The sequence below is a fragment of the Kosakonia sp. HypNH10 genome (genome assembly GCF_029850615.1).
Taxonomy (GTDB): domain Bacteria; phylum Pseudomonadota; class Gammaproteobacteria; order Enterobacterales; family Enterobacteriaceae; genus Kosakonia; species Kosakonia cowanii.
The window spans coordinates 110,997-137,763 of the sequence record NZ_JAOTIU010000002.1 but is presented as its reverse complement, the minus strand read 5'-3'; the positions used below and the strand labels follow the sequence as shown (position 1 = coordinate 137,763).

The following is a 26,767-nucleotide window of genomic DNA, read 5'->3' as shown; positions in this document are numbered from 1 at the left end:
TATGTCATGCCCGGTTATTGAGCTGACGCAGCAGCTTATTCGTCGCCCTTCTCTGAGTCCCGATGATGCGGGATGCCAGGCGCTGATGATTGAACGCCTGCGCGCTATCGGTTTCACCGTTGAGCCGATGGATTTTGGCGACACGCAGAACTTCTGGGCATGGCGCGGCCAGGGAGAGACGCTGGCGTTTGCCGGTCATACGGACGTTGTTCCGGCGGGCGATGTCGATCGCTGGATCAATCCGCCTTTCGAACCCACCATTCGCGACGGCCTGCTGTTTGGCCGCGGTGCGGCGGATATGAAAGGCTCGCTGGCAGCGATGGTGGTTGCCGCCGAGCGTTTCGTGGCGCAGCACCCGCAGCATAAAGGCCGCCTCGCCTTTCTTATTACCTCTGATGAAGAGGCCAGCGCCACCAACGGCACGGTAAAAGTGGTTGAAGCGCTGATGGCGCGCAACGAACGTCTCGATTACTGCCTGGTAGGCGAACCGTCGAGCACCGAAGTGGTGGGCGACGTGGTGAAAAATGGCCGTCGCGGCTCCATGACCTGCAACCTGACCATTCATGGCGTGCAGGGACACGTAGCCTATCCGCATCTGGCGGATAACCCGGTTCACCGCGCGGTACCAATGTTAACCGAGCTGGTGGGCATCGAATGGGATCGCGGCAATGACTACTTCCCGCCGACCAGTATGCAGATCGCTAATGTCCAGGCCGGTACTGGCAGCAATAACGTCATTCCCGGCGAGCTGTTTGTGCAGTTCAACTTCCGTTTCAGTACCGAACTGACGGACGAGATGATCAAAGCGAAGGTGCAGGCGCTGCTGGAGAAATATCAGCTGCGCTACTCCGTGGAGTGGTGGGTTTCAGGCCAGCCGTTCCTGACGGGACGCGGCAAGCTGGTGGATGCGGTGGTTAACGCCATTGAGCACTATAATGAGATTAAACCGCAGTTGTTGACCACCGGCGGCACTTCCGATGGCCGTTTTATCGCGCGGATGGGCGCACAGGTTGTCGAGCTTGGGCCGGTGAACGCAACGATTCACAAAATTAACGAATGCGTAAACGCCGCAGATCTGCAACTGCTGGCGCGGATGTACCAGCGCATTATGGAACAACTCATCGCCTGACGGGCTGGAGGTTCGCATGGATTGGCTGTCAAAATATTGGTGGATTCTGGTGCTGGTTTTTTTAGTCGGCGTGTTGATCAACGTGATCAAAGATCTTAGCCGCGTCGATCATAAAAAGTTTCTCGCCAACAAGCCGGATCTGCCGCCGCATCGTGATTTCAACGACAAGTGGGATGACGAGGATGACTGGCCGAATAAGGACCAGCCGAAGAAGTAACTTTTCACCCCCGTCTGGGGGTGAATCTTTTATAGCAGCTCAATGATGTCATCATCGTTCGGCTTGCCGCCGCTTAACGCCTCATCAAAGTAGTGCTTCGGCACGGTGTACTGCAAATGATGCAGCGCCAGTGCCATGCTGCGATCGTCAATCGCGTGTCCCAGATCCTCAACGATATCGAGGGTGATATCGCCGCCTAACGCCGCAACCGCCTCTTCCGCCTTCACCGCCCAGGCCAGATCGATTACCGGATCGTCGCCGCCGTGGATCAGGTGAATGGTATTAGTGGTGGCAACCCGCTGCGGCAGGCTGGCGTAACGACCGTTAAAGGCAATCACGCGCGAGGCGAGATCCGGCTGCGCCTTAATGCCCTCCAGCGCCATAATCGCCCCCTGCGAAAAGCCAATCAGCGCCGTGGCAAGCGGGCTGATACCGCTCTTCTGCTGCCAGTAGCGCACCACCTCAATAAACTGCGGCATCACCGCATCGACGCGCTGCTGGCGGTTCTCTTCACTGATATTACCGACGGAGAACCACTGGCGACCCGGTGCGGCACCGCTCGCCTCAACGCCGCCGATGCTGACAATCAGCGCGTCGGGAAAGGCTGGCGCGAACCAGCGGCCAATCTCGCCCATTGAAACCGGGTTATCGCCGACGCCGTGGAACAGCAACAGCAGCTGCTTCGCGGGGCTTGTCGGGCGTTGCACAACAAAATGGGCATCTTTCATCAGGATCTCCTTAAGGTGTCAGGTGCAGTCTACGCCGGACAAAAAGAGTGACAATGCCATTTAACTGATGGAGATCGTTAAAAAAACTGTCTGGCCTGCACCTGCTTTTTCAGGGTGTCTGTACGCACTTCATCACTTGCCCGCAGCGCCAGACCGGCTTCGGTGCGCTGCTGCGCCAGTAGCGCTTTGCGCCCCGGTAAGCCTAAACGCGCGCAGAGCTGCGCCTCGCGCTCAGAGTGGGCAAGCTGGCCACGCAGCGCCGGGAGCGGTAACTCGCTCTGCGCAAGCAGGCGCGAAAGTGCGCCAGTGGCGGCCGAGAGCGGACGATGGGCAAAAGCAAACCCGGCCAGCTCCAGCCAGTCCTCATCATTAAGGGTAGACCCCAGGGCCGGAGGCAGGGCTAACTTTTCCCCCTGCCAGTGAGAGAGCCACGGGAGATCGCGCGCCAGACGCTGCTGTTCATGGTTCGCCAGCGCATGCCCGGCCTCGCTTAAAGGCAACAGCGCCATGGCGGTAAAACAGCCGCTGCTCGCCTCTCGCTGGCTGCCAAGGCGCACCAGCATAAAGCCGCAGCACTGCCAGAAGTGCCACAACGCCTGGGTAAAGCCAAAGCTGACCGACAGATAGTCGCAGTTGCTGTCACGCGCCTGCGCCACCAGCGCGCGGCCAATGCCTTCCCGCTGGCAGTGAGGATGCACGGCAATGCGGCTGATGCGCCGCCCGCGCAGCGTCGCGGCCAGCGGGCTGCCGCCGTGCGCAGCGAGTGATTGCGCCACCAGGTTGCCGCGCGGGCGGCGAAAACCGGCCCATATCGCCTGGCTTAATTCAGGCGATAAACCGCCCTCCTCCACCAGCCAGAGCGCGCCGACGATGTTCTGCGCTTTTTTCGCCAGCCAGAAGTGCTGGCCTGGCGCATCCATCATGCGCCGCAGATCGAGCGGCGAGGTGCGATAGTGGGCGCTCGCCAGCAGGCGATAAAGTGCGGCAGGCTGCTCAGGATGACTCTGCCAGGCGCTGGCGGGCAGCGGCGCAATAGTGAGCGCGCCGGTGGGTTTATCCGTCGTAACATTGTCATCAAGCAGCAGCAGGTCGGCCACCGCGCGCTCGAGCGGGCAACCCGCCGCCCAGCGCAGAGGCGTGGTCAGCGCCCGGTGGCGCAAATGGGGAAAACCGGCACAAAACTTGAGTAAAAAGCCCTGCCCGGTGCCTTCGTAACCCTGCACGGTAGTGGTTAACAGCACATGGTTAAAGGCGGCGGTCAGGGTATGTAGTAATGGGCCCGGGATCGCCGCAGCTTCATCGACAATCAACCAGCCAGGCTGGCTTCCCTGCTGGTTTATCCGCCCGGCCAATGCATCGGGAGCGATAAAATCAAACTTTTCGCCCGCGTAGTGCGCAAGCACATCGGTGGCGGCGCGCGTTGGCGCAGTCACCACCGCGGGCGCGGAAAGCGTGGCGATATGCATTCCGGCGAGAGCGGATTTACCGCGTCCGCGCGGCGCGGTTACTACCATCACGCCGGGCGGCATCTCAGCCAGTTCGGCCAGGATCGCCGCCTGCTCGCGCTGCGGCGCACCGCTGGCGGGATGCCAGCCAGCGCGGGGTGGGAAATCAGGAATGGGTTGCTCGCCCCCTTCATGCCAGAGCAGCGTCTGCCCGTCGTGAAAAAGGGTGCGGCGAAAGTGGTCAACAAAAACCGGGGTGGGAATAGGCTCGGCGGTGTCGCTCCAGCGGCGGCTGTCGGCGTCCGGCTGCCGCGCCCAGCGATCGAGCGGCGGAACCAGCAGCAGCAGCCAGCTTCCCGCTTTTAACGTGCCGCTGAGCGCGGCAAAAGCGGCAACATCGAAGCCGTCGCGCGCATCAAAAACCGCATGGCTAAACTCGCGCCCGAGCAGTGTAGTGAGCGCGCGCGGCGAGCAGTGCTGCGGCTCGTCGCTGACCCACAGCCAGTCGCCGGGGAGCGCATCGCGAATCCTTCCTGTCTGATTGGCGCACCACGCCGCGCTGCCGGAGAGCACCAGCAGGCGACGGATCCCTTCCCGCGCCATCTGCGCGCTCAGTGTAACCAGCGATTGCATAGTGAGGGCTTACAGACGCCCGCTAAAGGTGTCGCACTGCGCCGGATCGCCGCTATCCATGCCGCGTTTAAACCAGCTGTAGCGCTGCGCCGAGGTGCCGTGCGTAAAGCTGTCCGGGATCACGCGACCCTGGCTGCGCTGCTGCAAACGGTCATCGCCAATTGCCTGCGCCGCGTTCAGCGCCTCTGCGAGATCGCCCTCTTCCAGCACGCCCTGTTGTTGCATGCTGTGGCCCCAGACACCGGCATAACAGTCGGCCTGCAACTCCATGCGAACTGAGAGTGCATTGACCTCTTTCTCGCTGGCGTTCTGCTGCAACTGGCGCACTTTCGCCTCGGTGCCGAGCAGTTTTTGCACGTGGTGGCCCACTTCATGGGCGATCACATAGCCCTGAGCGAAATCGCCGCCCGCGCCGAGTTTGTTTTTCATCTCATCGTAGAAGGAGAGATCGATATAGACCTTGCTGTCTGCCGGGCAGTAGAACGGCCCCATGATTGACTGGCCCATGCCGCAGCCGGTATTGAACTGATTACGGTAGAGCACCAGCTTTGGCTGCTGGTATTGTCGCCCCATTTTCTGGAACAGCTGCGCCCAGGTATCTTCGGTAGAGGCGAAAATTACGCTGGAGAAATGCGCGGCCTCATCCTCTTTCGGGTTAACCGCCGCCTGCTGTGACGACGGCGCGCTGACGGGTTGCCCGGTCAACATGCCGGTTAAATCCACGCCGTAGTAACTTGCCACCACCACAATCACCAGCAGAACTAACCCGCCTTTGCCCCGCGGCAGGCGGAAACCCCCGCCGCCCATTGAGGGGCCGCCCGACTGGCTCCGTCGGTCTTCTACGTTGTCACTCTCTCGTCGCCCTTGCCAGCGCATACTGCCTCCCTATGCCAATAATGGACTCTGTGTATATATGATCGTAGGCGGTTAGGGAAGGATTACCACTGGGAAAAAGACGTAAAAAAACCAGAGGATGCGGGCACCCTCTGGCTGAGACGTTAATTTAGGGGATCAGTCCAGTTTCACGCCCAGGCGGTGCGCGACGGCTTCATAGGCTTCGATCAGCCCGCCGAGGCTCTGGCGGAAGCGGTCTTTGTCCATTTTATCCAGCGTCTCTTTGTCCCACAGGCGGCTGCCGTCCGGGGAGAACTCATCGCCCAGCACCACTTCGCCCTTGAACAGGCCAAACTCCAGTTTGAAGTCGACGAGGATCAGGCCCGCGTCATCAAACAGCTTTTTCAGCACGTCGTTGGCTTTGTAGGAGAGTTCCTTCATGCGCGCCAGGTTCTCTTTATTCACCCAGTTGAAGGTTTCGCAGTAGGATTCGTTGACCATCGGATCGTGCATGGCGTCGTTTTTCAAAAACAGGTCAAACAGCGGCGGATTAAGCTCAATGCCTTCTTCAATGCCCAGACGTTTCACCAGCGAGCCCGCGGCGCGGTTGCGGATCACGCACTCGACCGGCACCATATCCAGCTTTTTCACCAGACATTCGGTATCCGAGAGCAGCGCTTCCATCTGGGTCGGGATGCCAGCTTCGGCAAGTTTGGTCATAATGAAATGGTTAAACTTGTTGTTCACCATCCCTTTACGATCAAACTGTTCAATGCGCGCGCCATCCCCTGCTGACGTATCGTTACGGAATTCGAGCACCAACAGGTCCGGGTTTTCGGTACTGTAGACGGTTTTCGCTTTGCCGCGATACAACTCAGCTTGCTTTTGCATTTTATTACTCCAGGTGTGATTACAAGGCTAATTGCACTATCTTACGCCGACGCACACGTTTGCGTCACGCTGATAAAAAAAGGCCGGAGGTATTCCGGCCCTGGATCTTACTGGTTAAACGCGGCCTGGAAGGCAGCGACTAACGCGTCGTTCTGGGATTGCGTCAGGGTGTGGCCCTTCGGATCGATAAACTGGAGGCTGCTGCGGTTATCAAGATCGCCGACCTGCAGTTTATAGTCGCCGGAGCTGAGACCCGGATCGCGCGCGCCCAGTGCCTGCCAGTCGCTGTCTGAGAGCGGCTTGTAGGTCACGGCCATGCTGCCAGTAGAACGGGTGCTGTCGGTCACTTTCATGCCCACTTTTTCCAGCACGTTCGGCAGACGCTGCCAGACGATATTGAACGGACCGCGCACCACCAGCATCGGCAGACCGGTATCATCCGCGCCGCTCTGCACGTCGAGCGTGGTCACGCTGCGCTTCTCAGCGGCGTTCTGCGCATCGGTGGCGGTTTTATCGAGGCCAGCGGAGATAACGTTCAGCATTTCGGTGCTGTAGCGCTGCAACGATGCGGTATCACCCACCGGTTTACCCGCCTGCTCCAGATTCACCAGCTTGACGACCACCGCCTGCTGATAACCCTGTGGTTTCACCGCGATTTGATAGCGACCGCGATACTGCTGATCTTCATCCTGGCGGTTCCACTCAACCCAGTCGGTAGTCAGGGTCTGCGCGGCATCGTCACGTTTGGCGATGGTGAAGTTTTTCGCCTGAATCAGGCTGACAACCTGCGGCCACAGCGTGTTTCCGCGACCATTTTCTACCATCAGCGTAGCGGTATCACCGTTGAACTGGGTACGCGCACCGGTCACCAGCGCCAGCGGCTGTGCCGGCGGGCGAATGTCCAGCGCTTTGCCGACGGCACCGCTGCCGTTGGCGGAAGGGACATTGTAGTCCCCAGTCTGCACCGGCAGGATCAGCCCGGCGGGCGCATGAAGCTCAGCAAGCGGCGTAGCATCCAGATAGGATTCATCTCCGCTGACCTGACGCTTGTAACGTGAATCGGAATTGCAGGCGGCGAGCAACATCACAAGTGAAACACTCGCTACCTTCGCCAGGCGCGACTTCTGTACTGAGTAAGCCATCAAATCTCCCTAAACTTTACAGCAGACCGGCATGCTTAAGCGCCGCACGAACCACCTCACGACCGTGGTCGGTAATCGGTGTCATCGGCAAACGCAGCGTATCGGTTGCCACAAGTCCCAACTCCTTACATGCCCATTTGACCGGGATCGGATTGGGTTCGACAAATAGTTTGTTGTGTAACGGCATCAGACGCTGGTTAATCGCGCGGGCGTCGGCAAACTGCCCTTCAGCGGCCAGTTTGCACATCTCGGCCATTTCGCGCGCCGCCACGTTAGTGGTGACGGAAATTACACCGTGACCGCCGAGCTGCATGAAGTCCATCGCAGTGGCGTCATCGCCGCTCAGCAGGATAAAGTCGTCTGAAACCAGCTCTTTGATCTGGTGAACGCGACTTAAGTTCCCGGTCGCTTCTTTAATACCGATAATATTTTTGACTTCCGCCAGACGGCCCACGGTTTCCGGCAGCATATCGCAACCGGTGCGCGACGGCACATTATACAGAATCTGCGGCAGGTCAGTATGTTCGGCGATGGCTTTGAAGTGCTGGAACAGACCTTCCTGCGTCGGGCGGTTGTAATAAGGGGTAACGGTGAGGCAGCCAACGATGCCGCTGTTATTGAAACGCTGCGTCAGGCTGATGGCTTCGGCGGTGGCGTTTGCGCCCGTGCCGGCAATAACAGGAATGCGCCCGTCAGCCAGCTCAACCGTCAGTTCAACCACATCGGCATGCTCGTCGTGGCTAAGGGTTGCGGATTCGCCGGTAGTCCCTACCGAAACAATCGCCGAGGTTCCACTGGCGACATGATAATCAATCAGTTTCTTCAGGCTTGACCGGCAGACTTTACCTTGCGAATCCATCGGCGTAATAAGCGCAACAATACTTCCCGTGAACATGGGCCATCCTCTGTGCAAACAAGAGCCTCAATGGTACGTGCGGTGCTGTAAGAAAAGCAAGAGACCTGACGGTCTGTGGCGGTTGTATGCCGGTTTTTTTTATGCTTTCCTTATGATTACCTCATGTTTGACAGGAAGCTCAGGTTTGACAACCTCATCACAACACTTTTTGGTTATCACTGCGCTGGGGGCCGACCGGCCTGGCATTGTGAATACGATCACACGCCACGTCAGTAGCTGCGGCTGTAATATCGAAGACAGCCGGCTGGCGATGCTGGGAGAAGAGTTCACTTTTATCATGCTGCTTTCAGGGTCGTGGAACGCCATCACCCTTATCGAATCGACCCTGCCGCTGAAAGGCGCCGAACTGGATCTGTTGATTGTGATGAAGCGCACCGAGGCTCGCCCGCGTCCTGATATGCCCGCCACCGTGTGGGTGCAGGTTGACGTACCGGATTCTCCCCATTTAATTGAACGCTTTACGGCGTTATTCGACGCTCACGAGATGAATATTGCCGAGCTGGTCTCCCGCACCCAGCCCGCCAGCGTCGATGGTGTTCCGCAACTCTTTATTCAGATTACCGCCCACAGCCCCGCCTCGCGGGATGCATCAAATATTGAGCAGGCGTTTCGGGCGCTCTGTACAGAATTGAAAGCGCAAGGCAGTATAAACGTCGTCAACTATTCTCAGCATGATGAACAGGATGGAGTGAAGCAATGAATCCACTGAAAGCCGGTGATACCGCACCGAAATTTAGCTTGCCCGATCAGGACGGTGAACAAGTAAATTTAGCCGACTTCCAGGGACAGCGTGTTCTGGTCTATTTCTACCCGAAAGCCATGACACCGGGTTGTACCGTCCAGGCCTGCGGCCTGCGCGATAACATGGATGAGCTAAAAAAAGCAGGCGTGGAAGTTCTCGGTATCAGCACTGATAAACCGGAAAAACTCTCCCGCTTCGCCGAGAAAGAGCTGCTCAACTTTACCCTGCTGTCCGATGAAAGCCATGAAGTGTGCCAGCAGTTTGGCGTCTGGGGTGAGAAGACCTTTATGGGGAAAACCTACGACGGCATTCACCGCATCAGTTTTCTGATTGATGCCGCCGGCACCATCGAACATGTGTTTGATGATTTCAAAACCAGCAATCACCACGATATCGTCGTGAACTGGTTAAAAGAGAACGCCTGAACGTCCCCTCTTCTGCTGCGGGCAACCCGTCAGGGTCGCCCTCCTCTCCTGCTCTTTTTGTCGCGTTATCCACTTATCACTTCATCTTCGCTGGCCAGCGAATCTGGCCAGGCGTGGATCACCGCTTTAATCAACGTTGCCAGCGGTATGGCGAAGAATACGCCCCAGAAACCCCACAGGCCGCCGAAAATCACCACCGACAGGATAATCACCAGCGGGTGCAGGTTGACCGCTTCCGAGAAGAGTACCGGCACCAGCAGGTTGCCATCCAGCCCCTGGATAATCAGATAGACCGCAAAGCAGCTCCAGAACTCGGTGCCCAGCCCGAACTGAAATAGCGCCACGCCAACCACCGGAATAGTCACCACAAACGCGCCGATATAGGGAATCAACACCGAGAAACCCACCAGCACTGCCAGCAGCAATGAGTAGTTGAGGCCAAAGAGAATAAAGCCAATCCAGGTGGCGACGCCGACCACCACCATCTCCAGCACTTTGCCGCGAATGTAGTTGGTGATCTGCTGATTCATCTCTTTCCACACCTGGCCTGCCAGCCCGCGATTGCGCGGCAGCACGCGGCGCACGGCGCTCAGCATCTGCTCTTTATCTTTCACCAGGAAGAAGACCATCAGCGGCACCAGCACCAGATAGACCGCAAGGGTAAGCAGCCCGACCAGCGAGGCGAGGGAGTATTTCACCACCGAGTCACCCATCGACAGCATGCGCGAACGCATATTCTCGGCCATCGCATCAATGATGCCCGCATCCATCAGCGCGGGATAACGGCGCGGCAGGGTAGCAGCAAAGCCAGAGAGCTTGTTTAACATGCCGGGCATATCGCGGATCAGGTTAATCCCCTGCTGCCAGGCGATCGGCATTACCACAAAGGCCATCACCAGCAGAATGCCGACGAACAGCACCAGCACAATGCTTGCCGCCCAACTGCGCGAGCAGCCGATGCGTTGCAGGCGGGCCGTGGGCCACTCCAGCAGATAGGCAATCACCAGCGCCACAAGCAGTGGCGCGAGCAGGCCGCTAAAGAAGAAAAGAATGGTAAAACCGGCAAGCAGGATAACCAGCAGGGCAATCGCTTCGGGATCGCTGAAGCGACGGCGATACCACTGCGTCAACATTTCGAGCATAACGTTCCTTATTTCGCCTCAGTGGCGGACGTTCAGAACGGGAAGTTTATCGAAATGTCATAAAAAAGACTTCGCTTTTCGTTCCCTTTGCGGGAAACATATCATTGCCGTGAATAAGATTTTCAACGGCCATTAACGCGGCTACACTCGCAGGGCGGGTTAGCCGAATGGAACCCGGTTATCGTTGTGTCACCTCCAACACAGGAAAGAGGTTATGTTCAGGCAGTTGAAACGAACGCTGGTCGCAACCCTTATCGCCGCCCTTACCGCAGGCCAGGCTGCGCCGGTTTTTGCGGATTCGGCAGACAGCCTGCCGGATATGGGCACCTCGGCTGGCAGTACGCTCTCCATCGGCCAGGAGATGCAGATGGGCGACTTCTATGTACGCCAGCTGCGCGGCAGCGCGCCGTTGATTAACGATCCGCTGCTCGTGCAGTACATCAATTCCCTCGGTATGCGGCTGGTTGCGCATGCCTACTCAGTGAAAACCCCTTTCCACTTCTACCTGGTCAATAACGACGAAATTAACGCCTTCGCCTTCTTTGGCGGCAACGTGGTGCTGCACTCTGCCCTCTTCCGTTATACGGATAATGAGAGCCAGCTTGCCTCGGTGATGGCGCACGAAATTTCCCACGTTACCCAGCGCCACCTTGCACGTGCGATGGAAGATCAGAAAAGCAGCGCGCCGCTTACCTGGGCAGGCGCGCTGGGGTCGATTCTGCTGGCGATGGCCAGCCCGCAGGCGGGGATGGCGGCGCTGACCGGTACACTGGCCGGCACGCGGCAAGGGATGATCAGCTTTACGCAGCAGAATGAACAGGAGGCAGATCGCATCGGCATTCAGGTGCTGCAACGCGCCGGATTTGACCCGCAGGCGATGCCGACCTTCCTCGAAAAACTGCTCGATCAGTCCCGCTACTCCAGCCGACCGCCGGAAATTTTGCTGACGCACCCCCTGCCAGAGAGCCGCCTGTCGGATGCCCGTAACCGCGCCAACCAGATGCGCCCGGTGGTGGTGCAATCTTCTGAGTCGTTCTATATGGCAAAGGCCCGCACCCTGGGCATGTATAACTCAGGCCGTAACCAGCTTACCGACGATCTGCTCGACAGCTGGGCAAAAGGCAACGTGCGCGAGCAGCGCGCCGCGCAGTATGGCCGGGCGCTGAAAGCGATGGAGGCGAAAGATTTTGCCGGGGCGCAGAAACTGTTGCAGCCGCTGCTGAGCGCGGATGCGAACAATGCCTGGTATCTCGATCTGGCGACGGATATCGATCTTGGCCTGAATAAAAGCGGCGAGGCGATTAAACGCCTGAATAGTGCCAGCGGGCTTAAGAACAGCCCGGTGCTACAGCTCAACCTGGCGAACGCTTACTTACAGGGCGGCCAGCCTGCGCAGGCCGCGCAGATCCTCAATCGCTACACCTTCACCAATAAAGACGATATCAACGGCTGGGATCTGCTGGCGCAAACGGAAGCGGCGCTCGGCAACCGCGATCAGGAGCTGGCGGCACGCGCCGAAGGCCAGGCGCTGATCGGCAGGCTCGACCAGGCGATCACGCTGCTGAGCAGTGCCAGCGCGCAGGTGAAGCTTGGCAGCCTGCAACAGGCACGCTATGACGCGCGAATCGATCAGCTGCGCCAGATGCAGCAGCGCTTCCGACCGTACGAAAAGATGTAATCAGGAGAGAAGATGTCAGACGCAGTAAAAATCTACCATAACCCCCGCTGCTCGAAGAGCCGCGAAACCCTGAACCTGCTGCAAGCCAACGGTGTTGAGCCGGAGGTGGTGCTCTATCTGGAGACGCCGCCGGATGCGGCAACGATCAAACAGCTGTTGCAGTGGCTTGGTATGTCGAGCGCGCGGGAGTTGATGCGCACGAAAGAGGATCTCTATAAATCGCTCAATCTCGGCGACAGCGCGTTATCCGAAGCGGCGCTGGTGCAGGCGATGGTGGAGAACCCGAAATTGATCGAGCGGCCAATCGTGGTCGCCAACGGTCAGGCGCGCCTTGGCCGCCCGCCGGAAAGCGTAATGGAGATCATAGGGTAAGGGTGATTGCCGGGCCGTAGACCATGAGCCCTTGTAGGCCGGATAAGGCGGTACGCCGCCATCCGGCAGAGAGAAGCACCTACAGCTGCAGAATATCTTTTACAAACGGAATGGTGAGCTTGCGCTGGGCGGTGATCGAAGCGCGATCCAGCTGATCGAGGGTGTCAAACAGCGTGCGCATCTCGCGATCTAATCTTTTCAGCAGAAAACGCCCGACATCTTCCGGCAATTCGAAACCCCGAATGCGCGCGCGCAGCTGCAACGCCTGCAGTTTGTCCTCATCGGAGAGCGGCTGCAGCTTGTAGATCTGCCCCCAGTCGAGACGCGAAGCCAGATCCGGCAAGCCGAGATTGAGCTGGCGCGGCGGCCTGTCACCGGTGATCAGCAGACGGGTTTTGCCCTGCTCCAGAATGCGGTTGTAGAGGTTAAAGATCGCCATCTCCCACGGCTCATCGCCAGCGATGCATTCGATATTATCGATGCAGACCAGCGACAGATGCTCCATCCCTTCCAGCACTTCCGGTACAAACCAGGTGCGTTTATCGAGCGGCACATAGCCCACGGCATCGCCGCGCTGGGAGAGTTCGGCGCAGGCAGCATGCAGCAGATGGCTGCGCCCGGCACCTTCGCGTGACCAGAAATAGATATAACCGCTGTGCGCCTCGCGCAAAACGTTTTGTAACGCCGCCAGTAAGGAGGGGTTATCACCCGGCCAGAAACTCGCAAAGGTTTCATCATCGGGTAAAAATAATGGCAGGGAGAGCTGTGCCGGCGTGTTCAGAGGTACCTCAACAGGGCTTACAAAAAACGCAGTGAGTCTATCATAAAAATCGACGCCGTTTGAACCGGACGCGAGGCCCGGTTCAATTCTGTGCGCTACTTACGGTTTCGCCTGCTCATTTTCTGACGCATCCAGCACCACCTCTTCCGGGCGCAGCACGCTAATCAGCTTGAAGATCAGGCTCAGGCCAACGCCGACAATGGTCGCCAGCGCCATCCCTTTCAGCTCTGCCGCGCCAATATGCACCTTCGCACCGCTAACGCCGATAATCAGGATCACCGAGGTAAGGATCAGGTTTTGCGCTTTGCTGTAGTCCACTTTCGACTCAATCAGCACGCGGATCCCCGAAGCACCGATCACCCCATAGAGCAGCAGCGACACGCCGCCCATCACCGGTACCGGAATGATCTGGATCGCCGCCGCCAGCTTGCCGACGCAGGAGAGCAGAATGGCGATAATCGCCGCGCCGCCAATCACCCAGGTGCTGTAGACACGGGTGATTGCCATCACGCCGATATTCTCACCGTAAGTGGTGTTCGGCGTCGAACCGAAGAAGCCGGAGATCATCGTCGACAGGCCGTTGGCGAACATCGAGCGGTGCAGGCCCGGATCGCGAATCAGATCGCGTTTGACGATATTGGCCGTCACCACCAGATGCCCGACGTGCTCGGCAATCACTACTAGCGCCGCTGGCAGAATGGTGAAGATAGCGAACCACTCAAAGCGCGGAGTGTAGAAGGTTGGCAGCGCGAACCAGTGCGCCTGGGCGATAGGTGTGGTATCGACAACGCCCATGGCGAAAGAGAGCGCATAGCCCGCCAGCACGCCGATCAGAATCGGGATAATCGCCAGAAAACCGCGGAACAGCACTGAACCAAAGACCGTCACCGCCAGCGTCACCAGCGAAATCGTGATGGTTTTACTGTCAGCGCTCTGCCCGTCTGCGGGCAGCAAGCCGGCCATATTCGCCGCCACGCCCGCTAACTCGAGGCCGATCACCGCCACAATGGCACCCATTGCCGCAGGCGGGAACATTACGTCCAGCCAGCCGGTGCCCGCTTTTTTCACAATCAGCGCCACCAGGCAGAAGAGCACGCCGCACATAATGAAGCCGCCCAGCGCCACTTCATAACCCAGCGGCAACAGCAGCAGCACCGGCGAGATAAAAGCAAAGCTGGAGCCAAGATAAGCGGGGATTTTCCCTTTACAGATAAAGATATAGAGCAGCGTGCCGACACCGTTAAACAGCAGCACGGTGGCCGGGTTGATATGAAACAGGATTGGCACCAGCACGGTTGCGCCAAACATGGCGAACAAGTGCTGCAAACTAAGCGGGATCGTCTGCAAAAGCGGCGGTCTTTCACTCACCCCGATAGCACGGCGCGTCATAGTGTTTTCCTCTGAGTGTTGTTGTTAATCTCCCCGTCCGGTGCGGCGGGCAGTGTTTGTTTCCCAAAAAAAAGCCGACTATCAAAGTCGGCTTTCATTGTGTTATCAGTTACTTCGTCCCAAAAATCTTATCGCCGGCATCGCCGAGCCCCGGGATGATGTACCCCTGCTCGTTAAGCCCCTGGTCGATAGATGCGGTATAGAGTTCGACATCCGGGTGCGCTTTTTCCAGCGCCGCGACGCCTTCCGGCGCGGCCACCAGCACCAGCACCTTAATAGTGGTGCAGCCGGCATTTTTCAGCAGATCGATGGTGGCAATCATTGAACCGCCGGTCGCCAGCATCGGGTCAACCACCAGCGCCATACGCTCGTCGATGTTCGATACCAGTTTCTGGAAGTAAGGCACCGGCTCCAGCGTCTCTTCGTTGCGGTAGATACCGACAACGCTGATGCGCGCGCTTGGCACGTGCTCCAGCACGCCTTCCATCATCCCCAGACCGGCGCGCAGGATCGGCACTACGGTAATTTTCTTACCCTTGATCTGGTCGATCTCTACCGGGCCGTTCCAGCCTTCGATAGTCACTTTCTCGGTTTCCAGATCCGCAGTAGCTTCATAAGTCAGCAGGCTGCCTACTTCTGAGGCGAGTTCACGAAAGCGTTTGGTACTGATGTCGTTCTCTCGCATCAGGCCCAGCTTGTGTTTGACGAGTGGGTGTTTTACTTCCACGACCTTCATACTCTTCTCCTTCCGCTGACAGGTGGCAACCACAAAAAAAATCGCCGGATTATACCGCTTTTTTCCCGTTTCGCTACAGGCAGCCGCTTGATCGCGATCAATTAGGCTGGAGAAGAGTATAAAACAATAATCGAGCGCGCCCTGCAACAATGGACTCGCAAACGTTTGCCTTGGCTGTTAGAATTGCGCCGAATTTTTATTGCTACCGCTAGAAAACGCGTGGGGACAGAAGCAGTGACCGATAAAACCTCTCTCAGCTATAAAGATGCCGGTGTTGATATTGACGCGGGCAATGCTCTGGTAGACCGAATCAAAGGCGTGGTGAAGAAGACCCGTCGCCCGGAAGTGATGGGCGGGCTGGGCGGCTTCGGCGCGCTGTGCGCGTTGCCGCAAAAATATCGTGAGCCAGTTCTGGTTTCCGGCACTGATGGCGTAGGCACCAAGCTGCGTCTGGCGATGGATCTGAAACGTCACGACACCATCGGCATCGACCTTGTCGCGATGTGCGTTAACGATCTGGTGGTACAGGGCGCAGAGCCCCTCTTCTTCCTTGACTACTACGCCACCGGCAAACTGGATGTCGATACTGCTGCCAGCGTGATTAACGGTATCGCCGAAGGGTGTTTGCAGTCCGGCTGCGCGCTGGTCGGCGGCGAAACGGCAGAGATGCCGGGTATGTATCACGGCGACGACTATGATGTGGCCGGTTTCTGCGTTGGTGTAGTGGAAAAGTCAGAGATTATCGACGGTAGCAAAGTCGCCGACGGCGATGTGCTGGTCGCCCTTGGCTCCAGCGGCCCGCACTCCAACGGCTACTCGCTGGTGCGCAAAGTCCTCGAAGTGAGCGGCACCGATCCGCTGACCACGCAGCTGGAAGGCAAATCACTGGCCGATCATCTGCTGGAACCGACCCGCATTTACGTCAAATCCGTGCTGGAGCTGATCGAAAAGGTTGAGGTTCATGCGGTTGCGCACCTGACCGGCGGCGGTTTCTGGGAGAACATTCCACGCGTACTGCCGGATAACACCCAGGCCGTTATCGACGAATCCTCCTGGCAGTGGCCGGCGGTGTTTGGCTGGTTGCAGAGCGCCGGTAACGTCAGCCGTCACGAAATGTACCGCACCTTTAACTGCGGCGTTGGCATGGTGATCGCCCTGCCCGCGCAGGAAGTGGATAAAGCGATTGAGCTGATGAATGCCAAAGGTGAAAAGGCATGGAAAATCGGTATGATCAAAGCTTCTGATTCCAGCGAGCGTGTGGTTATTGAATGAAAAACATTGTGGTGCTGATTTCCGGCAACGGCAGTAATTTGCAGGCGATTATCGACGCCTGCAAACAGAAAAGAATCAACGGCACCCTGCGGGCAGTTTTCAGTAATAAGGCCGACGCGTTCGGCCTTCAGCGTGCGCGGGAAGCGAATATTCCCGCTCATGCGCTGAGCGCAGATCAGTTTGCCAACCGCGACGCGTTCGATCGTGAGCTGATGCAGGAGATTGACGCCTACGCGCCGGATGTTGTGGTGCTGGCGGGTTATATGCGCATCCTCAGCCCGGCGTTTGTTGCCCACTACGCCGGTCGCCTGCTCAACATCCACCCCTCCCTGTTACCGAAATACCCCGGTTTGCATACCCATCGCCAGGTGCTGGAAAACGGCGATGAGGAGCACGGTACCAGCGTGCATTTTGTCACTGACGAACTGGATGGCGGCCCGGTGATTTTGCAGGCGAAAGTGCCGGTGTTCGCGGGTGATAGCGAAGAGGATATTACTGCCCGCGTGCAGGCGCAGGAGCATGCCATCTATCCGCTGGTGGTGAGCTGGTTTGTGGAAGGCCGTCTGACCATGCAAGACGGCGGTGCCTGGCTTGATGGCCTGCGTTTGCCGCCCGAAGGGTATGCAGCGGACGAATAATTGCGCATTTCACCGGCTGCGGCTTCCGCAGCCTGGCTCTATTCTGTGCCGGAGAGGCAAAATCTTCTCCGGCAACGTCCCCTTCCCTCACCACTCCGCACTATTTTTCATCACCTTAAGCAATAAAACTGATTACTGTCATACTTTTTTGCCACAGTTGGACATCTGCTAACAAAGCTCGCCATAATAAGTTGTCTTATACGAAGGAACGCCAGCAACGTTCACCTGCAAGTCGAAGCACCGCATGTGCGAGAGGGAGTGGCCGTGCTTCGAGAAAGAACCGGAGTGTAAACAGGAATGGGTCAGGAAAAGTTATATCTCGAAAAAGAACTAAGCTGGTTGTGCTTTAACGAACGCGTGCTTCAGGAAGCCGCGGACAAAAGTAACCCCCTTATCGAACGCATGCGTTTTCTGGGGATCTATTCCAATAACCTTGATGAGTTCTATAAAGTCCGTTTCGCCGAGCTTAAGCGGCGGCTGATCATCAGCGAAGAACAGGGCGTGGCGACCAATTCACGTCATCTGCTGGGCAAAATTCAGTCTCGCGTATTAAAAGCCGACCAGGAGTTCGACGGGCTCTATAACGACCTGCTGCTGGAGATGGCGCGTAATCAGATCTTCCTGATTAACGAACGCCAGCTCTCGCAAAACCAGCAAAGCTGGCTGCGCAGCTACTTTAAACAGTACCTGCGCCAGCACATTACGCCGACGCTTATCACCCGCGAAACCAATCTGGTGCGCTTCCTGAAGGATGATTACACCTATCTGGCGGTGGAGATCATTCGCGGGGAAGATATCCGCTACGCGCTGCTGGAAATTCCCTCAGACAAAGTGCCGCGCTTCGTCAACCTGCCACCGGAGACGCCGCGCCGCCGCAAGCCAATGATTCTGCTGGATAACATTCTGCGCTACTGCCTGGATGATATCTTTAAAGGCTTCTTCGATTACGACTCGCTCAACGCCTATTCGATGAAAATGACCCGTGACGCCGAATATGACCTGGTGCACGAGATGGAGTCGAGCCTGATGGAGCTGATGTCCTCAAGCCTGAAACAGCGCCTGACCGCCGAGCCGGTGCGTTTTGTTTACCAGCGCGATATGCCCGATGCGATGGTTGAGATGCTGCGCGAGAAGCTGACCATCTCCCGCTACGACTCAATTATTCCCGGCGGGCGTTACCACAACTTTAAAGACTTTATTGGCTTCCCGAATGTCGGCAAAGCCAATCTGGTCAACAAGCCGCTGCCGCGCCTGCGCCACGTCTGGTTTGATAAATTCCGCAACGGTTTCGACGCCATCCGCGAGCGCGATGTGCTGCTCTACTATCCCTACCACACCTTTGAGCACGTGCTGGAGATGCTGCGCCAGGCGTCGTTCGATCCGAACGTGCTGGCGATCAAAATCAACATTTACCGCGTGGCAAAAGATTCGCGCATCATCGACTCGATGATCCACGCCGCGCACAATGGCAAAAAAGTGACCGTGGTGGTGGAGTTGCAGGCGCGTTTTGATGAAGAGGCCAATATCCACTGGGCCAAACGGCTAACGGAAGCGGGCGTACAGGTGATCTTCTCCGCGCCGGGCTTAAAAATTCACGCCAAGCTGTTCCTCATCTCGCGTATGGAAGGCGAAGAGATCGTGCGCTATGCCCATATCGGCACCGGTAACTTTAACGAGAAAACCGCGCGCATCTACACCGACTATTCGCTGCTGACCGCCGACGCACGCATTACTAACGAAGTGCGCCGGGTCTTTAACTTTATTGAAAACCCTTATCGACCGGTGCAGTTCGACTATCTGCTGGTATCGCCGCAAAACTCGCGCCGTCTGCTTTATGACATGATCGACGCCGAAATCGCCAATGCACAGAACGGCAACCCGTCCGGCATTACGCTGAAGCTGAATAACCTCGTCGATAAAGGGCTGGTGGACAGGCTCTATGCGGCGTCCAGCTCCGGCGTGCCGGTGAACTTGCTGGTGCGCGGCATGTGCTCGCTGATCCCAAATCTTGAAGGCATTAGCGACAATATCCGGGTAATCAGTATCGTTGACCGCTATCTTGAGCACGATCGTATCTATATTTTCGAACATGGTGGCGAAAAGCGCGTCTGGCTCTCCTCCGCTGACTGGATGACGCGTAATATTGATTACCGTATCGAAGTGGCCGCGCCGCTTCTCGATCCGCGCCTGAAACAGCGGGTGCTGGATATTATGGAGCTACAGTTTAGTGATACGGTGAAAGCTCGTTATATCGACAAAGAACTGAGTAATCGCTATGTGCCGCGCGGGAATCGTCGTAAAGTACGCGCCCAACTAGCGATTTACGACTACATCAAATCCATCGAACAGTCCGAATAATCTATGCCGATACAAGAGAAGATGCCACGACCGGAGGAGTTCGCCGCGGTCGATTTGGGTTCCAACAGTTTCCACATGGTGATAGCCCGTGTGGTCGATGGCGCGATGCAGATCATCGGTCGCCTTAAGCAGCGCGTGCATCTGGCTGACGGGCTGGACAGCAATAATATGCTGAGCGAAGAGGCGATGGAGCGCGGGCTTGCCTGCCTGTCGCTGTTTGCCGAACGTTTGCAGGGCTTTGATCCGGCCAGCGTCTGCATCGTCGGCACGCATACGCTGCGCCAGGCACTGAACGCCACAGAGTTTCTCAAACGCGCTGAAAAAGTGATCCCCTACCCGATTGAGATCATCCCCGGCAACGAAGAGGCGCGCCTGATTTTTATGGGCGTCGAGCACACGCAGCCGGAAAAAGGCCGCAAGCTGGTAGTCGATATCGGCGGTGGCTCGACGGAGCTGGTGATCGGTGAAGATTTCCAGCCGCAGCTGGTTGAGAGCCGCCGGATGGGCTGTGTCAGCTTTGCCCAGCTCTACTTTGCGGGCAGCACAATTAACGGTGAAAACTTCCGCCGCGCGCGCATGGCAGCGACGCAGAAGCTAGAGTCGCTGGCCTGGCAGTACCGCATTCAGGGCTGGAACGTGGCGCTTGGTGCCTCGGGTACGATTAAAGCGGTGCATGAAGTGCTGATCGCACTTGGCGAGAAGGATGGCATTATCACCCCGGAGCGGCTGGAGAGAGTGGTCGCGGAAGTGCTGAAATTTAAGAGCTTCAGCGATCTTACCCTGCCGGGCCTCTCCGATGAGCGCAAAGTGGTGTTCGTGCCGGGTCTGGCGATCCTTTGCGGCGTCTTTGACGCGCTGGCGATCCGCGAACTGCGGCTCTCCGACGGCGCGCTGCGTGAAGGGGTGCTGTATGAGATGGAGGGGCGTTTCCGCCATCAGGATATTCGCAGCCGCACCGCGCAGAGCCTGGCGAGCCAGTACAACATCGACCGCGATCAGGCGCGTCGCGTGCTGGATACCACCACGCTGATTTACGATCAGTGGCAGGCGCAGAACCCGAAGCTCGGCAGCCCGCAGCTGGCGGCGCTGCTGAAATGGGCAGCGATGCTGCACGAAGTGGGGCTCAATATTAACCACAGCGGCATGCACCGCCACTCGGCCTATATTCTGCAAAACAGCGATCTGCCCGGCTTTAACCAGGAGCAGCAGCTGATGATGGCGACGATGGTGCGCTACCACCGCAAGGCGATCAAGCTTGATGAGATCCCACGCTTTACGCTGTTTAAAAAGAAGCAGTTTTTACCGCTGGTGCAGATCTTGCGTCTCGGCGTGCTGTTGAATAACCAGCGCCAGGCGACGACCACGCCGCCGACGCTGCGCCTGAAAACCGATGATAACCACTGGACGCTGAGCTTCCCCCATGACTGGTTTAGCCAGAATGCGCTGGTGCTGCTGGATCTGGAAAAAGAGCAGGAGTACTGGGAAGCGGTAACCGGCTGGCGGCTGAAGATCGAAGAGGAGCAGTCCCCGACCGTGGCGGCGTAAACCGCCACATCCGCTACTCTTCGACCAGCGTCTCCAACGGCGCAGGTTTGCCGATCAGATACCCCTGAAGATAATCGATACCCAGCGCGACCGCCGCGCTGCGTATCTCTTCGCTCTCCACATACTCCGCCACCACCTGCATCTTCTTCATTCGCGCCAGATGGCAGATCGACTCCACAATCTGGTAATCGAGACTGCTGGCAACGATATTGCGGATAAAACTGCCATCAATTTTCAGAATATCCGCCGACACGGTTTTCAGCCGTGCATAGCTGGCATAGCCGGTGCCAAAATCATCGATTGCCACCCGACAGCCCATCTGTTGCAGCTGCGATAAGGTATTGATCGCCTGCGCCAGGCTCGGTAAAGCATTACTTTCGGTGATCTCAAAAATAAGCTGCCACGGCTCAACGCCGTACTTCTCAAGCAGATGCAGCACCTCGTGGGCGAAGTGCGTGCGGCAGAGCGACGACGGTGAGAGGTTAATGGCGAAACGCTGGCCGGGAAGCGCCTCGTGGTGCTGGGCCATAAAGCGCAGAACATGCTCTGTCACCCACAGGTCGATGCGCGATGAGAGGCCAAACTCATGGGCCACCGGCAAAAAGAGATCGGGCTTGATGATCTCACCGCTCTCCTCGCGCATCCGCAGCAGGATTTCGTGATAGTCATCGCCGCGTACGCCCTGGATACGCTGCGCCATCAGCACAAAATGGTCCTGCTCCAGCGCCAGTTGCAGGCGGTTCATCATCTCCACTTTGCTTTTCACCCCGCGCTGCACGTTCGCCGCCCCGCGATTTTGCAGGCTTTCCGGGTGGTGGGTCGCCAGCGAAAGATCGGCAATCGTGCTCAGTTCGCCCAGCAACATATAGAGATGCTTGACCGGCGAGCGCACATAACAGTAGCTAAAGCCGACCTGCGGCTGAAGCGGCATCTCATCCCAGACGAAACGAAACTGTTTGACCCGCGCATCCAGCGCCTCGATGCGCGTCTGGTGTGATTGGGTATTCAGGCGAATCACCAGATCATGGCCGGAGAGCTGGTGGACACTCTCTTCTGCCGAGAGCAGCGGCTTAAGCCAGTCCGCCATGTGCTGTTTGTACTGAATACGCAGCCAGACGCCATAGTTGCGCCCGAGCAGCTCCAGCTCCGGCACGCGTAAAAAACAGAGCACTGACCAGGGGGTATCCGCAAGGGCTCTGCTCAGGGCGCGCAGATTCGGCATATGCGTAACGGGGTCGATATAGGCCAGCCGCCGGGCGCGATCGTGCACCTGCCGCTGACGGGTCGCCATAATCGCCATCGCAAGGATCATAAAAGAGAAGACCAGATAGCTGGAGGAGGCAATCGCCAGCTGCACATCCCAGGTGGGCGAATTAGGCAGATAGTGATAGTAAAAGTGAACCGAAAGCACCAGCAGCGGCGTCCAGATAAAGAGCATAAAGCGAAAGCCGTAGCGCATTGAGCCCCACAGCATCACCGGCAGCAGCAGCGACAGCGTGTAGTTTGTGCTGAATATCGAGCTGTTATTATTCAACGGCCGCAGCAGCAGCAGCAAAATCGCGGTGATGATGCCTAACCAGATCAGCAGTTCAATACGCGTCACTTTACGGTCAAACTCGGCGCGCAGCTGTGAAAACCAGGCAATGGCATAGCGCGGATGGCGCAAAATACGAATCAATAAATAGCTAAAGGGTACGCCGGTGATGGCGCCCACCAGCAGCGCCTGGTAGTTAATCAACGTAGGCACATTGAGCGCCAGCGCCCCGCCCTCATTAACCGCAACATGAAGATTTAGCCAGACTCCCAGCTCAAGCAGGATCAGATAGAGCGTGGCGGGGCTAAGCACTTGCCAGAAGACCCGCTGCGTCATCTGCCGCGTCGAGCCATAAGCAATTTGATGACGGCGGGCGACAAAAAGCCGGTAGCCGAACCAGCTTAGCAGCAGCGGAATCAGCATATGCACGCATCGCTCCACCACCACGAGCAGGCCGTCAGAGGCATAATGCCAGGTTAAGGCGATGATCACACCCGGCAGCGCGGCCCAGCCAAAGAATGTCATCATGGTGGTGAACAGGGCCATCGGCAGGTAATAAAGCATCACCTCCTGACCTGAAATAATGGTGAACGTATTTGCCAGATTAACGAGCGGATAGAAAACGGGGGTAATGATGAGCGGCAGCGCCCACCATCTGTCTTTGTATCTGTTGTAACTTCTTATCAATGACATAATCACTCAGCAAACCCGCATAACGCGAGAGAGGTGGTTAAGACAGGTTTCCAGCCTGACTACACGAAGCCCAAACAGCGTGGCAGTGCGCAAATGATAAGAAATTTAAGAGGTCAATGCGGAGCGACAATTGTTTTAGATCAAGTAATGCGCCGCGACGCGGTTATATTCGGCTGATTATTACCGATCTCGCGTTTTTTTATTTAAGATGTAAATAATTAATTTATCTTATATAAAGTGTGGTGATATTTTATTCACACTGTTTTTGCGGCAAGCGTGATTGATCTTAATAAGAGAGTGTGACTTAATGTCGTCGTCGCCCGTTGTTCGGGCATTCCTAAGGAACCATTGTGAGTCAGGCAACCAGTATGCGAAAACGACATCGATTTGACAGTCGCATGACCCGTATCGTACTTCTTATCAGCTTCCTCTTCTTCTTCGGCCGTTTTGTCTATTCCTCTGTTGGCGCCTGGTATCACCATCAGGAAAAAAGCCAGTTACAACCTGTTAGCCAGACTATCGACCCCACCGCCCAACGTTAACGATTTCCGTTTTTTTTCTGCACGCTTTCGCGTGGAGTTACGCACGCTTATTTTCCCTCGTCAGGAGTAGTGCGTAAACCACTCGCCAGCGCGATAAAGGCGTCAATCATCTTTGGTAACGCCTGCTCTGGCTCGTCGCTGGCAGCGACCCACAGGGCGGCATTTAACGCCGCACCGTTTAGCAGGCGCGCGGCGGCGTCGGCATCAACCGGTTTAAGTTCACCCCTTTCAATCATGGTGATTACCGTCTGGCGCGTGGCTTCGAGGCAGCTATTCTGGCTTGGCCACTGAGCCGGATCGCCGAGAAACGCCGGGCCATCAAGCAGAACAATGCGCCGCACCTCTTCATCCAGCGCCATTTTAATGTAGGTAATGCCTTCGGCTAACAGTTGCTGCCATGCGTCGCCGGCTTTCGCGGCCTCGGCCTTCGCCCGCTGCGCCATCTCGCCATCGATCTCGGCAACCACAGCAGCCAGCAGCCCTTTTTTATCGCCAAAATTGTGGTACAGCGCGCCGCGCGTCAGGCCGACGCTGGCGGTTAGCTCATCCATCGAAGCGGCGGCAAAGCCTTTTTCGGCAAAGGCTCGTCGCGCTGCCGCCAGCAATTTCGCGCGGTTCTCTTCCATCGTTTCACTGCGGCGTTTACCGGCCATCATCCTCTCCTTTTCACATACGGCGTGTATCTCATTTGACATACGTCGCGTATGTGATATTAATTTCATATACGTGGCGTATATTAAACCTTTTCCCTGCGCCGCGCACTCGTCCCAACTACATTGCCAAAAGGAAATAGTATGATCCGTCGCGAAGCCGTTTTCCCTGCTAACCGCCATGCCCTTTATGAGGCGCACGGCTACTCCGCCGCTATTCGCTCCGGCGATCTGCTCTTTGTCTCCGGCCAGGTCGGCAGCCGGGAGGATGGCACGCCGGAGCCCGATTTTGCCCGCCAGGTTGAGCTTGCCTTTGCAAACCTCAGCGCAACTCTTGCCGCCGCTGGCTGCACCTTTGACGATCTTATTGATGTCACCACCTTCCATACCGACCCGGAAGCGCAATTTCCGACCATCATGCAGGTGAAAGAAGCGATTTTCCCGCAACCGCCCTACCCCAACTGGACCGCCGTGGGCGTCAACTGGCTGGCGGGTTTCGACTTTGAAATCAAAGTGATTGCCCGCATTCCTGACGCACAGCCATAACGCGCGACGCACGAACCACCACACCGCTGCTGCGTGATGTGCCAGGCTGATCCTGTCCTTACTGCACAACGGAGAAGTGATGATGATGACCTTATGCCGCGCCTGCGGCACCTCGTATGAGACCGCAGGCGAACACCCGCAGCAGTGCAAAATCTGTGTTGATGAGCGGCAGTTTGTGCCGCCCGGCGGGCAACAGTGGGTCGATCCTAAAGAGTTGCTGGCTTCCCATACTAATAAGTGGAGGCAGCACGAGGCGGATCTCTTCAGCCTGCAAACGGTGCCGGATTTTGCCATCGGCCAGCGCGCCTTTCTGGTGAGAACGCCGGAGGGGAATATTTTATGGGACTGCATCGCCACGCTCGACGCGGCGACAAAAACGCTGATTGCCGCGCTGGGCGGGCTGAAAGCGATTGCCATCTCCCACCCACACTACTACACCACCATGCAGGAGTGGGCCGCGGAGTTTGATGCGCCAATCTATCTTCACGCCAACGATCGCGAGTGGATCATGCGCGACACGCCTTATCTGAATTTATGGGAGGGCGATACGCTGCAGTTGACCCGCGACGTTAGCGTGATGCGTCTCGGCGGCCACTTTCCCGGCGGCGCGGTGCTCTACTGGGCGCGGGATGAGGGCATTGTGCTGTCGGGAGATATTGTGCAGGTCGCGCCGGGCAATGACGCGGTTTCGTTTATGTGGAGCTACCCGAATATGCTGCCGCTGTCGGCCGACACGGTGAGCGACATGCTGCGCCGTCTGAGCGCGATAAATTTTACCAGGCTCTACGGCGCGTTTGAAGGCCGGGAGATCATGCAAAACGCCGCAGAGATCGTGCGGCGTTCCGGCGAGAAGTACATAGCCTGTCTGCGCTAACGGACTCAGCCCGGCCCTTCGCTGGCCGCCGCCAGTAGCGGCACCAGCACATCGCTGATGGGCACCGCAATGCCGTGCGCGTGGCCGAGCCGCTGGATCACGCCGTTACGGATATCCCACTCCAGCGGGCGGTTCGCCTGGCGGTCGGCCAGAATAGAGGTGCCCAGATCGGCAGGCGCGCGCTGGAAGTTGCCAACAATCTCCTGCGGCACATCATCTTTCAGCACCGCCCCTTCGGCGCGCGCAACGGCCAGGCATTCGCGCAAATAGCCCAGCGCTAAATCGGTAATATCGTCGCGGGAAAACATGCCGGCGCGGCGGTTAGCCAGCACCATCAGCCCGGCCGCCGCGTTCTGCAACAGCTTGCGCCAGGCGATAGAGAGAAAGTCCGCAGAGAGGTCAACCGCGCAGCGCGTGCCGCTTAACGCGTCGACCACCCGCTGCGCCTGCGGCACATCCGGCAAAGTCAGACGCGGTTTCGCCCGCAGCCAGACGGAGGCATCCGGCTCGCGCTGCGCCGGAAACCAGACCACGGAAGGGAGCACCGCCGCGCCATTGACCAGCGGCGCGAGCTGCGCTTTCTGCTCCACGCCGTTTTGCAGCGCGCAAACCACTGTGTTTTCATCGCACAGCGCGGCGAGCCAGGCCGCGCTCTCGGTAACCTGAGTGGTTTTCACCGCCACAAACAGTAAATCGACCGGCTGCCGGATCGTCGCCGGGTCGGTGAGAACCGGGCCAGGGACGACAATCTCGCCCTCATCGTGGCGCAGCATTAACTGCGAATGGGCGGTGCGCCCGCAGAGCAGCGGCGCGCGGTCAACTTCATGCAGCGCGGCAGCAATGGTGGTGCCAATCGCGCCCGGGCCAATCAGCGCAATCGTAAGATTTTCAGACATCAAACGTTCTCCTGCTGTG

General features: G+C 57.5%; 26 protein-coding genes. 13 read left to right on the top strand and 13 right to left on the bottom strand.

From position 1 onward, the window contains the following. Position 1 precedes the first annotated feature (1 nt). Together dapE and N7V53_RS06850 are read left to right on the top strand one after the other, a co-directional pair. The gene (dapE, locus tag N7V53_RS06855; protein ID WP_023481238.1) at positions 2-1,129 is read left to right on the top strand and encodes a succinyl-diaminopimelate desuccinylase; all 1,128 of its coding nucleotides are present in this window, start codon (positions 2-4) and stop codon (positions 1,127-1,129) included. 16 nt (positions 1,130-1,145) lie between these two features. Next, on the top strand, positions 1,146-1,346 hold the full coding sequence (locus tag N7V53_RS06850; protein WP_023481257.1) for a YpfN family protein: 201 nt from the start codon (positions 1,146-1,148) through the stop codon (positions 1,344-1,346). Positions 1,347-1,375: 29 nt separating this feature from the next. On the opposite strand, the gene ypfH is transcribed toward N7V53_RS06850, so the two are convergent. The 6 genes from ypfH to dapA form a co-directional block, all read right to left on the bottom strand. Further along, complete coding sequence (gene ypfH / locus N7V53_RS06845) at positions 1,376-2,074, bottom strand: esterase (RefSeq protein WP_076770256.1); 699 nt, start codon at positions 2,072-2,074, stop codon at positions 1,376-1,378. 77 nt (positions 2,075-2,151) lie between these two features. Continuing rightward, positions 2,152-4,152 (bottom strand): GNAT family N-acetyltransferase, encoded by a 2,001-nt coding sequence (locus tag N7V53_RS06840; protein WP_279792845.1) that lies wholly within the window; start codon positions 4,150-4,152, stop codon positions 2,152-2,154. Between the two features lie 9 nt (positions 4,153-4,161). Continuing rightward, positions 4,162-5,028 carry a neutral zinc metallopeptidase gene (locus tag N7V53_RS06835; protein WP_023481190.1) on the bottom strand — a complete coding sequence of 289 codons (867 nt, stop codon included), beginning with the start codon at positions 5,026-5,028 and terminating at the stop codon, positions 4,162-4,164. A gap of 135 nt (positions 5,029-5,163) precedes the next feature. Then, positions 5,164-5,877 (bottom strand): phosphoribosylaminoimidazolesuccinocarboxamide synthase, encoded by a 714-nt coding sequence (purC, locus tag N7V53_RS06830; protein WP_023481241.1) that lies wholly within the window; start codon positions 5,875-5,877, stop codon positions 5,164-5,166. A 107-nt stretch (positions 5,878-5,984) separates the two neighbouring features. Further along, positions 5,985-7,019 (bottom strand): outer membrane protein assembly factor BamC, encoded by a 1,035-nt coding sequence (gene bamC / locus N7V53_RS06825; protein ID WP_279792842.1) that lies wholly within the window; start codon positions 7,017-7,019, stop codon positions 5,985-5,987. Between the two features lie 16 nt (positions 7,020-7,035). Further along, positions 7,036-7,914 (bottom strand): 4-hydroxy-tetrahydrodipicolinate synthase, encoded by an 879-nt coding sequence (dapA, locus tag N7V53_RS06820; RefSeq protein WP_023481177.1) that lies wholly within the window; start codon positions 7,912-7,914, stop codon positions 7,036-7,038. Positions 7,915-8,059: 145 nt separating this feature from the next. On the opposite strand from dapA, the gene N7V53_RS06815 reads away from it, so the two are divergent. Together N7V53_RS06815 and bcp are read left to right on the top strand one after the other, a co-directional pair. Next, positions 8,060-8,635 (top strand): glycine cleavage system transcriptional repressor, encoded by a 576-nt coding sequence (locus N7V53_RS06815; protein ID WP_206430693.1) that lies wholly within the window; start codon positions 8,060-8,062, stop codon positions 8,633-8,635. Continuing rightward, on the top strand, positions 8,632-9,102 hold the full coding sequence (gene bcp, locus N7V53_RS06810; RefSeq protein ID WP_124967627.1) for a thioredoxin-dependent thiol peroxidase: 471 nt from the start codon (positions 8,632-8,634) through the stop codon (positions 9,100-9,102). The genes N7V53_RS06815 and bcp overlap by 4 nt, the downstream gene beginning before the upstream one ends. A gap of 65 nt (positions 9,103-9,167) precedes the next feature. Here the strand turns inward: bcp and N7V53_RS06805 are convergent, their stop codons facing one another. Then, the gene (locus N7V53_RS06805; RefSeq protein WP_023481206.1) at positions 9,168-10,244 is read right to left on the bottom strand and encodes an AI-2E family transporter; all 1,077 of its coding nucleotides are present in this window, start codon (positions 10,242-10,244) and stop codon (positions 9,168-9,170) included. A 214-nt stretch (positions 10,245-10,458) separates the two neighbouring features. Between N7V53_RS06805 and bepA the strand changes: the two genes are divergently transcribed. Both bepA and arsC read left to right on the top strand, forming a co-directional pair. Beyond that, the gene (gene bepA, locus N7V53_RS06800; RefSeq protein ID WP_076768802.1) at positions 10,459-11,922 is read left to right on the top strand and encodes a beta-barrel assembly-enhancing protease; all 1,464 of its coding nucleotides are present in this window, start codon (positions 10,459-10,461) and stop codon (positions 11,920-11,922) included. Between the two features lie 12 nt (positions 11,923-11,934). Then, entirely contained in the window at positions 11,935-12,294 is a 360-nt protein-coding gene (arsC, locus tag N7V53_RS06795) for an arsenate reductase (glutaredoxin) (RefSeq protein ID WP_279792836.1), read from the top strand. Positions 12,295-12,373: 79 nt separating this feature from the next. On the opposite strand, the gene N7V53_RS06790 is transcribed toward arsC, so the two are convergent. From N7V53_RS06790 to upp, 3 genes are all read right to left on the bottom strand, one after another. Beyond that, positions 12,374-13,075 carry a DnaA inactivator Hda gene (locus N7V53_RS06790; RefSeq protein ID WP_034813832.1) on the bottom strand — a complete coding sequence of 234 codons (702 nt, stop codon included), beginning with the start codon at positions 13,073-13,075 and terminating at the stop codon, positions 12,374-12,376. A 99-nt stretch (positions 13,076-13,174) separates the two neighbouring features. After that, entirely contained in the window at positions 13,175-14,464 is a 1,290-nt protein-coding gene (uraA, locus tag N7V53_RS06785) for a uracil permease (RefSeq protein ID WP_023481271.1), read from the bottom strand. 109 nt (positions 14,465-14,573) lie between these two features. Next, positions 14,574-15,200 (bottom strand): uracil phosphoribosyltransferase, encoded by a 627-nt coding sequence (upp, locus tag N7V53_RS06780; RefSeq protein WP_023481179.1) that lies wholly within the window; start codon positions 15,198-15,200, stop codon positions 14,574-14,576. Positions 15,201-15,434: 234 nt separating this feature from the next. Between upp and purM the strand changes: the two genes are divergently transcribed. From purM to ppx, 4 genes are all read left to right on the top strand, one after another. After that, positions 15,435-16,472, top strand: a complete 1,038-nt coding sequence (gene purM, locus N7V53_RS06775) for a phosphoribosylformylglycinamidine cyclo-ligase (protein WP_023481240.1) — start codon at positions 15,435-15,437, stop codon at positions 16,470-16,472. After that, positions 16,469-17,110: a phosphoribosylglycinamide formyltransferase gene (gene purN / locus N7V53_RS06770; RefSeq protein WP_023481170.1), complete on the top strand. Its 642-nt coding sequence runs from the start codon at positions 16,469-16,471 to the stop codon at positions 17,108-17,110. The genes purM and purN overlap by 4 nt, the downstream gene beginning before the upstream one ends. A gap of 297 nt (positions 17,111-17,407) precedes the next feature. Further along, positions 17,408-19,468, top strand: coding sequence for a polyphosphate kinase 1 (ppk1, locus tag N7V53_RS06765; protein WP_279792831.1), 2,061 nt, complete (start codon positions 17,408-17,410; stop codon positions 19,466-19,468). Between the two features lie 3 nt (positions 19,469-19,471). After that, on the top strand, positions 19,472-21,013 hold the full coding sequence (ppx, locus tag N7V53_RS06760; RefSeq protein WP_023481169.1) for an exopolyphosphatase: 1,542 nt from the start codon (positions 19,472-19,474) through the stop codon (positions 21,011-21,013). Between the two features lie 13 nt (positions 21,014-21,026). Here ppx and N7V53_RS06755 read toward each other — a convergent pair whose 3' ends face one another. Then, the gene (locus N7V53_RS06755; RefSeq protein ID WP_279792829.1) at positions 21,027-23,240 is read right to left on the bottom strand and encodes an EAL domain-containing protein; all 2,214 of its coding nucleotides are present in this window, start codon (positions 23,238-23,240) and stop codon (positions 21,027-21,029) included. A gap of 350 nt (positions 23,241-23,590) precedes the next feature. Between N7V53_RS06755 and N7V53_RS06750 the strand changes: the two genes are divergently transcribed. After that, positions 23,591-23,782, top strand: coding sequence for a YfgG family protein (locus N7V53_RS06750; protein WP_071789562.1), 192 nt, complete (start codon positions 23,591-23,593; stop codon positions 23,780-23,782). 47 nt (positions 23,783-23,829) lie between these two features. Here the strand turns inward: N7V53_RS06750 and N7V53_RS06745 are convergent, their stop codons facing one another. Continuing rightward, positions 23,830-24,435, bottom strand: coding sequence for a TetR/AcrR family transcriptional regulator (locus N7V53_RS06745; protein ID WP_279793169.1), 606 nt, complete (start codon positions 24,433-24,435; stop codon positions 23,830-23,832). 141 nt (positions 24,436-24,576) lie between these two features. On the opposite strand from N7V53_RS06745, the gene N7V53_RS06740 reads away from it, so the two are divergent. After that, positions 24,577-24,978, top strand: a complete 402-nt coding sequence (locus N7V53_RS06740) for a RidA family protein (RefSeq protein ID WP_279792827.1) — start codon at positions 24,577-24,579, stop codon at positions 24,976-24,978. Between the two features lie 82 nt (positions 24,979-25,060). Continuing rightward, positions 25,061-25,852, top strand: coding sequence for an MBL fold metallo-hydrolase (locus N7V53_RS06735; protein ID WP_279793167.1), 792 nt, complete (start codon positions 25,061-25,063; stop codon positions 25,850-25,852). 5 nt (positions 25,853-25,857) lie between these two features. Here the strand turns inward: N7V53_RS06735 and N7V53_RS06730 are convergent, their stop codons facing one another. Beyond that, complete coding sequence (locus tag N7V53_RS06730) at positions 25,858-26,748, bottom strand: oxidoreductase (protein ID WP_279792826.1); 891 nt, start codon at positions 26,746-26,748, stop codon at positions 25,858-25,860. Positions 26,749-26,767: the final 19 nt, after the last annotated feature.

What these genes read in the sequence shown, in the direction of transcription:
- upp (WP_023481179.1), bottom strand. Translation starts at nt 15,200, where the DNA reads ATGAAGGTCGTGGAAGTAAAACACCCACTCGTCAAACACAAGCTGGGC.
- bamC (WP_279792842.1), bottom strand. Translation starts at nt 7,019, where the DNA reads ATGGCTTACTCAGTACAGAAGTCGCGCCTGGCGAAGGTAGCGAGTGTT.
- bepA (WP_076768802.1), top strand. Translation starts at nt 10,459, where the DNA reads ATGTTCAGGCAGTTGAAACGAACGCTGGTCGCAACCCTTATCGCCGCC.
- N7V53_RS06835 (WP_023481190.1), bottom strand. Translation starts at nt 5,028, where the DNA reads ATGCGCTGGCAAGGGCGACGAGAGAGTGACAACGTAGAAGACCGACGG.
- N7V53_RS06740 (WP_279792827.1), top strand. Translation starts at nt 24,577, where the DNA reads ATGATCCGTCGCGAAGCCGTTTTCCCTGCTAACCGCCATGCCCTTTAT.
- ypfH (WP_076770256.1), bottom strand. Translation starts at nt 2,074, where the DNA reads ATGAAAGATGCCCATTTTGTTGTGCAACGCCCGACAAGCCCCGCGAAG.
- N7V53_RS06840 (WP_279792845.1), bottom strand. Translation starts at nt 4,152, where the DNA reads ATGCAATCGCTGGTTACACTGAGCGCGCAGATGGCGCGGGAAGGGATC.
- N7V53_RS06735 (WP_279793167.1), top strand. Translation starts at nt 25,061, where the DNA reads ATGATGACCTTATGCCGCGCCTGCGGCACCTCGTATGAGACCGCAGGC.
- ppk1 (WP_279792831.1), top strand. Translation starts at nt 17,408, where the DNA reads ATGGGTCAGGAAAAGTTATATCTCGAAAAAGAACTAAGCTGGTTGTGC.
- N7V53_RS06755 (WP_279792829.1), bottom strand. Translation starts at nt 23,240, where the DNA reads ATGTCATTGATAAGAAGTTACAACAGATACAAAGACAGATGGTGGGCG.
- N7V53_RS06850 (WP_023481257.1), top strand. Translation starts at nt 1,146, where the DNA reads ATGGATTGGCTGTCAAAATATTGGTGGATTCTGGTGCTGGTTTTTTTA.
- uraA (WP_023481271.1), bottom strand. Translation starts at nt 14,464, where the DNA reads ATGACGCGCCGTGCTATCGGGGTGAGTGAAAGACCGCCGCTTTTGCAG.
- purC (WP_023481241.1), bottom strand. Translation starts at nt 5,877, where the DNA reads ATGCAAAAGCAAGCTGAGTTGTATCGCGGCAAAGCGAAAACCGTCTAC.
- N7V53_RS06730 (WP_279792826.1), bottom strand. Translation starts at nt 26,748, where the DNA reads ATGTCTGAAAATCTTACGATTGCGCTGATTGGCCCGGGCGCGATTGGC.
- ppx (WP_023481169.1), top strand. Translation starts at nt 19,472, where the DNA reads ATGCCGATACAAGAGAAGATGCCACGACCGGAGGAGTTCGCCGCGGTC.
- bcp (WP_124967627.1), top strand. Translation starts at nt 8,632, where the DNA reads ATGAATCCACTGAAAGCCGGTGATACCGCACCGAAATTTAGCTTGCCC.
- N7V53_RS06805 (WP_023481206.1), bottom strand. Translation starts at nt 10,244, where the DNA reads ATGCTCGAAATGTTGACGCAGTGGTATCGCCGTCGCTTCAGCGATCCC.
- dapE (WP_023481238.1), top strand. Translation starts at nt 2, where the DNA reads ATGTCATGCCCGGTTATTGAGCTGACGCAGCAGCTTATTCGTCGCCCT.
- N7V53_RS06745 (WP_279793169.1), bottom strand. Translation starts at nt 24,435, where the DNA reads ATGGCCGGTAAACGCCGCAGTGAAACGATGGAAGAGAACCGCGCGAAA.
- dapA (WP_023481177.1), bottom strand. Translation starts at nt 7,914, where the DNA reads ATGTTCACGGGAAGTATTGTTGCGCTTATTACGCCGATGGATTCGCAA.
- purN (WP_023481170.1), top strand. Translation starts at nt 16,469, where the DNA reads ATGAAAAACATTGTGGTGCTGATTTCCGGCAACGGCAGTAATTTGCAG.
- arsC (WP_279792836.1), top strand. Translation starts at nt 11,935, where the DNA reads ATGTCAGACGCAGTAAAAATCTACCATAACCCCCGCTGCTCGAAGAGC.